The sequence below is a fragment of the Kitasatospora sp. MAA19 genome (assembly GCF_029894125.1).
Classification (GTDB): Bacteria; Actinomycetota; Actinomycetes; order Streptomycetales; family Streptomycetaceae; genus Kitasatospora.
Map to the genome: position 1 here is coordinate 65,144 of NZ_JARXYZ010000037.1, position 8,889 is coordinate 74,032.

Here is an 8,889-nt window from a genome sequence, read left to right on the forward strand (position 1 = left end):
CACATGTACGAGCTCAACCGGGTCCGCCTCTACTCGATCGGGCCGGCCGGCGCCCGGTACGCCGACACGGTGCTCGACCTGCGCGGCGTCGGCGAGCCCGTCGCCGACCCGGCCCCGCAGCAGATCGGCCTGTTCGGCGAGGACGCCGAGGGCCCGGTCCGCCGCCCCGCCCCGGCCGGCGTGCTCTTCCTGGAGAACGGCGGCGGCAAGTCCGTCCTGCTCAAGCTGATCTTCTCGGTGATGCTCCCCGGCCACCGCAACACCCTCGGCGGCGCCAGCTCCGGCGTGCTGCGCAAGTTCCTGCTCGCCGACGACTGCGGCCACGTCGCCCTGGAGTGGCAGCACACCGTCACCGGCGAGCTGATCGTGGTCGGCAAGGTCAGCGAGTGGCGCGGCCGCCAGGTCTCCTCCGACCCGCGCAAGTTCGCCGAGACCTGGTACTCCTTCCGCCCCGGTCCCGGCCTCGCCCTGGACTCGCTGCCGGTCGCCGAACGGATCAGCCTGGCCGGCGACCAGAAGGCCCGCGGCCGCCGCCGCACCATGAAGGGCTTCCGTGACGCCCTCACCGAGGCCGGCAAGGCCCACCCCCACCTCGACCTGGTCTTCGAGGACGGCCACGACCGTTGGACGGAGCACCTCGGCGAACTCGGCCTCGACCCCGAACTCTTCCGCTACCAGCGCGAGATGAACGCCGACGAGGGCGAGGCCGCCGGCCTCTTCGCGGTCAAGCACGACAGCGACTTCACCGACCTGCTGCTGCGCGCCGTGACCGACACCCGGGACACCGACGGCCTCGCCGACCTCGTCCACGGCTTCGCCGCCAAGCTCGGCCGCCGCGCCGAACTCACCGCCGAACGCGACTTCACCGCCGGCTCCCTCGACCTGCTGGAACGCATCGTCGAGGCCACCGCCGCCCGCGAGAGCGTCCGCGAGGCCCACCGCACCGCCGAGCGCCGCACCCGCCGCCTCGCCCACGCGCTCACCTCCCGCGCCGCCGCCGAACGCGACCGCGCCCAGGACCTCGCCATCGAGGTCGCCGCCGCCGCGAGCGCCGTCACCGCCGCCGAGGCCGACCGCACCCGGCACACCCTCATCACCGCCGAACTCACCCACCGGCACGCCACCCTGGGCCTCGCCGCGGCCACCGCCGAGGCCGCCGCGCTGCGCCGCGAACTCACCGACGCCCGCACCCTGCACTCCGCCTGGCAGGCCGCCGAGGCCGTCCTGCGCCAGCGCGCCGCCGCCGACCGGGTCGCCCGGGTCGCCGCCGCCATCCGCGAGGCCGAACTCGACGCCGCCCCCGCGCTCGCCGCCCGCGCCCGCGCCGCCACCGCCCTGGCCCGCGCCCTGGAGGGCGCCGCCGCGGCCGCCGAGGCCCGCGCCGACACCGAGGAGCGGCGCGCCGGCGAGCTCCAGGCCGACGGCGGCAAGGCCCAGAGCGACGCCACCGAGGCCGCCACCGCCGCCCAGAAGGCCCGGAGCGAGGCCGACCACCTGCGCCAGCGCCTCGCCGAGGTCGAGCAGGAGACCGCCGCCGCCGTCGAGGCCGGCTTCATCGACGCCGACGGCGACGTCGACCCGGCCCGCGCCGCCCTGTACGCCGCCGACGTCGAGAAGGCCGCCGGCGCCGCCCTCGCCCAGGCCCGTACGGCCGCCGAGGCCGGTGCCGCCCGGCTGCGCGAGGCCGCCGCCGCCACCGGCCGCGCCGAACTCGCCGCCGAGCGCGCCGGCGACGCCCGCAAGGCCGCCGCCCAGGCGCTCGCCGCCGAGCAGCGCACCGCCGCCCTGCTCGCGACCGAGCAGCGCCTCGCCGACCTGCTCTCCCTCACCCCGTACCAGGACGGCGCCGAGGAGGACGCCGGCTTCCTCACCCCCGCCGTCCTCGACCGTAACGCCGAGTACCTGCGCGAACTCCTCGACGAGTCCATCGCCACCGCCGAGCGCACCCTGTTCGACCTGCGCACCGCCGCCGCCGACGACTCCCGCATCCTCGCCGCCCTCGGCGACGGCGGCCTGCTGCCGCCCGGCCCGGACGTGCTCGCCACCGTCGAGTACCTCGCCGAGCACGGCATCCCCGCCCTGCCCGGCTGGCGCTACCTCGCCCAGTCCGTCGACCCGGCCGACCACGAGGCGATCCTCGCCGCCCGCCCCGAACTCGTCGACGGCGTCGTCGTCACCGACCCCGCCTCGCTGGAGCGCGCCCGCGAGGCCCTGCAGGCCGCCGCGCTGCTGCCCCGCTCCACCGTCGCCGTCGGCGCCGCCGCCTCCCTGATCGCCCCGATCACCGACGAGCCCGCGTTCTTCCTGGTGCCGCCGAACCCGGCCATGCACGACGAGTCCGCCGCCGACGACGAGCGCCGCGAACTGCGCGCCCGGGCCGGCGCCCGCGAGGAGCACATCCGCGAACTCGCCGCCCGCCTCGGCGCCGATCGGGCGCTCGCCGCCCGCCTCGCCTCCTGGCACGCCAACTGCCCGCCCGGCACCCTCGCCGAACTCGCCGCCGCCGCCGAGGCCGCCCGCGAGCACGCCGAGCAGGCCGCCGCAGCCCTCGCTACCCTGCGCGCCGACCACGACGAGGCCGAGACCGACCACGCCGCCGCGGCCTCCGCCCACGAGGAGCACCGCGAGGCCGCCCAGCGCGCCCGCCGCCGCGCCGACGCCCTCTCCGGCCTCGCCTTCCGGCTGCGCGAACGCGCCAACTGGGCCCGCCGCCAGCGCGAACTCGCCGAGGACGCCGCCGAGTGCGACCGCCGCCAGGCCGTCTGCGCCGAACGCGCCCGCACCTGCGACGAGGACCGCCGCGCCGCCCAGCGCGCCGCCGACGACGCCCGCCGTACGGCCCGCGCGCTGCGCGCCGAACGGGCCGAGATCCCCGCCGCCGAGCAGGCCGACGAGCCCGCCGAGACCGCGCCCGCCGCCCTGCCCGCCCTGCGCGAGGCCTACCGCGCGGCCTCCCAGCTGTACGAGAAGGTCGGCGTCGGCGCCGACCTGCGCGCCGAGCAGGCCCGCGCCGAGGGCGACGAGGCCGCCGCCGCGACCGAACTCGACCGCCTCACCAACAAGGTCCGCGTCCGCGCCGAGGAACTCCTCGGCAGCCCCGACGGCGCAGACGGCCCGGCCCGCCAGGCCGCCGCCGCCCGCGCCGAGGACCTGGTGGCCACCATCGAGGCCCGCTCCGCCGCCGCCAGCGAGCAACTCGGCCGCCTGCGCGGCGAGGCCGAGCGCTCCGCCCCCGCCGACGGCGAGGCGCACACCGAACTGCCCGAGGACCTCGTCCCCACCGACCCCGAGCACGCCCAGACGCTGCTGCGCACCGCCAGCAGCCGGCTCGCCGAACGCCGCGAGGCCCTGGAAGCCGCCCGCACCGCGCACGCCGACCTGCAGCGCACCTTCGACGCCGCCCAGTCCGCCGCCGCCGACTTCGACGAACTCGCCGGGCAGCTGCGCGACGGCCTGCGCGACCACCAGGACGACTCGGACCTCCCGGCCGAGCCGTACCTGGGCGCCCTCGCCGAGGCCCGCGGCGGCGCCGCCGAGGCCCGCCGCGCCCTGCGCACCACGGCCGGTGAGCTGTCCTCCGCCGAACTCGCCGTCCGCGACGCCTCCGACGCCCTCGTCCGGCACGCCAACGCCGCCCGCTACGAGGCCGTCCGCACCCCGGCCCGCCAGCAGATCCGCGAACTGCCGGCCGCCGCGCTGCCCGAGCACGCCGCCGCCTGGGCCGCCGCCTTCGCGCCCCGGCTGCGCGTGCTCACCGACGAACTCGCCCAACTGGAGCGCAACCGCGGCTCGATCGTCGACCGCCTGCGCGGCCTGGTCGAGTCCTCGCTCACCACCCTGCGCGCCGCCCAGCGGCTCTCCCGCCTGCCCGAGGGCCTGGGGGAGTGGTCCGGCCAGGAGTTCCTGCGGATCCGCTTCGAGGACCCGGACCACGCCACCCTGGTCGAGCGCCTGGGCGAGGTCATCGACGAGGCCACCCGCGCCGCCGTCAGGAAGAACAGCGACCTGCGCCGCGACGGCATGTCCCTGCTGCTGCGCGGGGTCGCCGCCGCGATCGGCCCCAAGGGCGTCAGCGTCGAGATCCTCAAGCCGGACGCGGTGCTGCGCGCCGAGCGGGTCGGCGTCGGCCAGATGTCCGACGTCTTCTCCGGCGGTCAGCTGCTCACCGCGGCCATCGCGCTGTACTGCACGATGGCCGCGCTGCGCGCCAACGACCGCGGCCAGTCCCAACTGCGGCACGCCGGCACGCTGTTCCTGGACAACCCGATCGGTCGCGCCAACGCCACCTACCTGCTGGAGCTCCAGCGGGCCGTGGCCGACGCGCTCGGCGTCCAGCTGATCTACACCACCGGCCTGTTCGACACCACCGCGCTCGCCGAGTTCCCGCTGGTCATCCGGCTGCGCAACGACGCCGACCTGCGGGCCGGGCTCAAGTACATCTCGGTCGAGGAGCATCTGCGCCCCGGCCTGCCCGCCCCGCAGGACCCGGACGGCCCCGCCGTCCACGGCGAGATCACCGCCACCCGGATGTTCAAGCGCCCGGCCGAGGTTCCGGCCCAGGCCTGAACTGGCTAGCGTGGCCGTCATGCTGACGATCGCGCACTTCAGTGACATCCACCTCGGCCAGGACCACCGCCGGGACGGCGGCAAGCGAGCCCGGCGGCGGGCCGAGCAGGTGATGGCGTACCTCGACGCCCTGCCCGGCCCGCTGGACGCCGTGCTCGTCACCGGGGACCTCGCCGATCACGGCCTGCCCACCGAGTACGAGCAGGTGGCCAAGGTGCTGCACTCCCGGTACCCGGTGCTCGCCTGCCCCGGTAACCACGACCGCCGGGCGCCCTACCGGGAGGTCCTGCTCGGCGAGGCCGCCGGGGAGGGCCCGATCAACCGGCTGCACCGGCTGTCCGGCGCCGACGTGCTGATGCTCGACTCCTCGATCCCCGGCCGCGACGACGGCCTGCTGGACGAGGAGACCCTGGCCTGGCTGGACGCCGCACTGGCGGACGGGCGCCCCGACCTGCCCGCGCTGGTGGCCTTCCACCACCCGCCGGCGATCCTGCACCTGCCCACCGTCGACCGGATCCGCCAGTACGGCGAGCAGGCGCTCACCGCCGTGCTGGCCCGCCACCCTCGGGTGGCCGGCCTGCTCTGCGGCCACTCCCACACCGGCGCCGCCACCACCCTCGCCGGGCTGCCGCTGCTGGTCGCCCCCGGTGTGGTCTCCACCGTCACGCTGCCCTGCGAGGGCGGGCGCGGCATCTCCTTCACCCAGCCGCCGATGCTCGCCTTCCACGTCCTGGACGACGAGGGCCGGCTCACCACCCACTACCGGGCCGTCCCGGCGAGCTGACCCGCGGAGTCGACCGGGTGCCCTACGCGGTCGGCACCCGCGGTTGCCGCGGCGGCCCGCCGGGGCGGGGGAGTGGCCGGGCGGCCAGTGGGTCGGGCGTCCGGCTGCCCGCCATCGGGTGCGCGGAGCCCGGCGCCCGCAGCCGCTGGGCGGCGACCTGGCGTGAGATCAGGATCTCCAGCAGGCACCACATCGTGCCGAACACCCCGAGTCCCATCGCCATCAGCGCCGGCGTCATCAGCCAACTGTCCGCGTACGAGGCCAGCGTGGCGACGACCACGCCGACCAGGGTGAAGGACAGGCAGAGCACCGCCCGGACGGCGGCGGCGCGCACCTCGTCGGGCAGGCGGCGACGGCGGCGTGGCACGGACATCGAGCGACCCCCAGGCGCGGACTCGGCGGCGGACACGGGGCGGGCGCACGCGAAACGCGCCCCCTTGGCAGACTCTGCCCCGCCGAACCAGGACTATGCGTCCGAATCCACCGAACTACCGCCAAAGCACGTGATCCGGGCAGCCCGCAGCGCGGGAGGTCAGCCCAACTGCTGGTTGAGCTCCTCCAGCGCGCCCGCCACGATCGTCCGCATGGCCTGCTCGGCCTGCGCGGCGTCGCCCGCGCAGATCGCGTCGGCGACCTCGCGGTGCAGCCGGATCGCGTACGGCTCCGGCTGATGGGGCATCAGATGGTACTCGGTCCGCCCGGTGAGCACCGCCCCCACGGTGTCCCCGAGGTGGGCGAACATCTCGTTGCCGGAGGCGCGCAGCACGGTGGCGTGGAAGTCGATGTCGTGCCGGAGGAAGGTGGTCAGGTCGGCGGCCCGCGCCGACACGGTCAATTCCACGGCCAGCGAGCCGAGTTCGCGCCGGTCGTCGTCGCTCGCGTGCACCGCGGCGAGCGCGGCCGCGGCCGGCTCGACGGCCACCCGCAGCGAACCGAGCGAGCGCAGCTGGGCCGACCGGTCCGCGCCGGCCAGTCGCCAGCGGATCACCAGCGGGTCGAAGACGTCCCAGAGCGACCTGGGCTGCACGGTGATGCCGACCCGCCGCCGGGACGCCACCAGGCGCATCCCCTCCAGGATCCGCACCGCCTCCCGGACCACCGTCCGGGACACCCCGAACCGCTCCTCCAGCTCCTCGCCGCGCAGCACCGCGCCCTCGGGAATCTCTCCCGACGCGATCGCCGGCCCGAGCTCGTCAAGCAGCCGCCCGGGCAGCCCCTGGATCTCCATCCGCCCAGCGTAGACGCCCGTCCGGCCGGCACCACCGGCGCGCCCCTCCGCCTCCGGTCTGCGACCTACCCCACAGCTCAAAAGTATGACGATTTGGTTTCCGACACTTGAATACGTCATATCTTTGAGGCGATAGTGGCGGCCAGGCAACGAAGGAGCACCACCCATGGCTCTCAGCGTCGAGAACCACGACCTCCCGGACACTCCTCTCACCATCGTGGTGATGGGCGTCTCCGGTGTCGGCAAGACCACCCTGGCCCGCCTGCTGGCAGACCGCCTCGACCTCCCCTACGCGGAGGCGGACGACTTCCACCCGGCGGCCAACATCGCCAAGATGTCGGCCGGCATCCCGCTGGACGACGAGGACCGCGCCCCCTGGCTGCGTGCCCTCGGCGCCTGGCTCAAGGAGCGGGCCGAGGCCGGCACCGGCGGCGTGGTCACCTGCTCGGCGCTGAAGCACCGCTACCGCGACACCCTGCGCGCGGCCTGTCCGGGCGCCTACTTCCTGCACCTCAGCGGCGGTCACGAGCTGGTCGAGGACCGGCTCGCCCACCGCACCGGCCACTTCATGCCGCCGTCGCTGCTCGACTCGCAGTACGCCGCCCTGGAACCCCTGGGCGCGCACGAGCGCGGCGCCGTCCTGGACGTCGGCCCGTCCCCCGAAGAACTCGTCGAGAAGGCCGTGGCGCTGCTGCGGCCCGTCAATGGAGACCTCGCGTGAGCTTGTCCCCCACCTCCTTTCTTGCGGCCGCCCCACCGGCCCTGCCGCACACCGGCAGCGACTCCCAGCTGCTGATCGCGGTCCTGCTCAGCATCGGTGTGATCGTCCTGCTGATCACCAAGCTGAAGCTGCACCCCTTCCTCGCCCTCACGCTCGGCTCCGGCCTGTTGGCCGCCGTCGCGGGCGCTCCGTTCGACAAGCTGCTCAACAGCTTCTCCACGGGCTTCGGCTCCACCGTGGCCGGCGTCGGCCTGCTGATCGGCCTGGGCGCGATGCTCGGCAAGCTGCTCGCGGACTCCGGCGGCGCGAACATCATCGCGGACACCGTGCTCGCCCGGTCGGGCAACAAGGCACTGCCGTGGGCGATGGCGCTGATCGCCGCCGTCCTCGGCCTGCCGCTGTTCTTCGAGGTCGGCGTGGTCCTGCTGATCCCGATCGTGCTGCTGGTCGCCCGTCGCGGCAACGTGCCGCTGATGCGGATCGGTATCCCCGCCCTGGCCGGCCTCTCGGTGCTGCACGGCCTGGTGCCCCCGCACCCGGGCCCGCTGGTCGCCGTCGACGCGCTGAAGGCGGACCTCGGCATCACCCTGGCGCTCGGCCTGCTCATCGCCGTGCCGACCCTGATCGTGGCCGGCCCGCTGTTCTCCCGCCTGGCCGAGCGCTGGGTCGGCCCGCTGGAGATCCCGAAGGCCACCGCGCCCGAGGAGACCACCAAGCCCGAGCACACGCCGTCCTTCGGCGCGGTGCTGGCGACGATCCTGCTGCCGGTCGTGCTGATGCTCGGCAAGGCCCTGACCGACGTCGTGGTCGACAACCCGAAGGCGATGGCCCAGCGGGTCTTCGACTTCATCGGCTCGCCGCTGATCGCGCTGCTCGCCGCGACCCTGCTCGGCATGCTGACCCTCGGCAAGGCGGCCGGCTTCGACAAGGCCCGGATCTCCGACACCGTCGGCAAGTCGCTCGGCCCGATCGCCGGCATCGTGTTCATCGTCGGCGCCGGCGGCGGCTTCAAGCAGACCCTGATCGACGTGGGCGTCGGCAACGCGGTGAGCGAATGGTCCGGCAAGTGGCACATCTCGGCGCTGCTGCTGGGCTGGCTGATCGCGGTGCTGATCCGCCTGGCCACCGGCTCGGCGACGGTCGCCACCATCACCGCCGCCGGCATCGTCGCCCCGCTCGCCGCCGACATGTCCTCGACCCACGCGGCCCTGCTGGTGCTGGCGATCGGCGCCGGCTCACTCTTCCTGTCGCACGTCAACGACGCCGGCTTCTGGCTGGTGAAGGAGTACTTCGGGATGAGCGTCGGGCAGACCCTGAAGTCCTGGTCGGTGATGGAGACCGTGATCTCGGTCGTCGCCATCGCCCTGATCATGCCGCTCGGCCTGATCATCTGACCGCAGCCGCAGCCGCAGCCGCAGCCGCAGCCGCAGCCGCAGCCGCAGCCGCAGCCGCAGTCGCAGTCGCAGTTCACCGCCGAGGGGCGGCACCCGTACGCGGCGGTTTCTAGCGGTCGTCGCAACACGTAGTCGGTTGTCTAGGCCGCGATGAGTTTATGCAGACGCTCGGCTGGGGTTTCCCAGCCGAGCGTTT

At 75.0% G+C, this 8,889-nt stretch carries 6 protein-coding genes; 4 read left to right on the top strand and 2 right to left on the bottom strand.

Translation table 11 applies throughout. From position 1 onward, the window contains the following. The first annotated feature begins 3 nt into the window (after window positions 1–3). Together P3T27_RS34810 and P3T27_RS34815 are read left to right on the top strand one after the other, a co-directional pair. Window positions 4–4,566 carry a hypothetical protein gene (locus P3T27_RS34810; RefSeq protein WP_280685292.1) on the top strand — a complete coding sequence of 1,521 codons (4,563 nt, stop codon included), beginning with the start codon at window positions 4–6 and terminating at the stop codon, window positions 4,564–4,566. Window positions 4,567–4,585: 19 nt separating this feature from the next. Beyond that, on the top strand, window positions 4,586–5,350 hold the full coding sequence (locus P3T27_RS34815) for a metallophosphoesterase (RefSeq protein ID WP_280685293.1): 765 nt from the start codon (window positions 4,586–4,588) through the stop codon (window positions 5,348–5,350). A gap of 22 nt (window positions 5,351–5,372) precedes the next feature. Here the strand turns inward: P3T27_RS34815 and P3T27_RS34820 are convergent, their stop codons facing one another. After that, window positions 5,373–5,723, bottom strand: coding sequence for a hypothetical protein (locus tag P3T27_RS34820; protein ID WP_280685294.1), 351 nt, complete (start codon window positions 5,721–5,723; stop codon window positions 5,373–5,375). 159 nt (window positions 5,724–5,882) lie between these two features. Continuing rightward, window positions 5,883–6,578, bottom strand: coding sequence for an FCD domain-containing protein (locus P3T27_RS34825; RefSeq protein ID WP_280685295.1), 696 nt, complete (start codon window positions 6,576–6,578; stop codon window positions 5,883–5,885). Window positions 6,579–6,744: 166 nt separating this feature from the next. Between P3T27_RS34825 and P3T27_RS34830 the strand changes: the two genes are divergently transcribed. Continuing rightward, on the top strand, window positions 6,745–7,299 hold the full coding sequence (locus tag P3T27_RS34830) for a gluconokinase (RefSeq protein ID WP_280685297.1): 555 nt from the start codon (window positions 6,745–6,747) through the stop codon (window positions 7,297–7,299). A 2-nt stretch (window positions 7,300–7,301) separates the two neighbouring features. After that, a complete protein-coding gene (locus P3T27_RS34835) occupies window positions 7,302–8,693 on the top strand; it encodes a gluconate:H+ symporter (protein WP_280685309.1) in 1,392 nt (463 codons plus the stop codon). Window positions 8,694–8,889 lie beyond the last annotated feature (196 nt).

Coding starts and splice junctions, on each gene's coding strand:
- P3T27_RS34810 (WP_280685292.1), top strand. CDS start 4: ATGTACGAGCTCAACCGGGTCCGCCTCTACTCGATCGGGCCGGCCGGC.
- P3T27_RS34815 (WP_280685293.1), top strand. CDS start 4,586: ATGCTGACGATCGCGCACTTCAGTGACATCCACCTCGGCCAGGACCAC.
- P3T27_RS34820 (WP_280685294.1), bottom strand. CDS start 5,723: ATGTCCGTGCCACGCCGCCGTCGCCGCCTGCCCGACGAGGTGCGCGCC.
- P3T27_RS34825 (WP_280685295.1), bottom strand. CDS start 6,578: ATGGAGATCCAGGGGCTGCCCGGGCGGCTGCTTGACGAGCTCGGGCCG.
- P3T27_RS34830 (WP_280685297.1), top strand. CDS start 6,745: ATGGCTCTCAGCGTCGAGAACCACGACCTCCCGGACACTCCTCTCACC.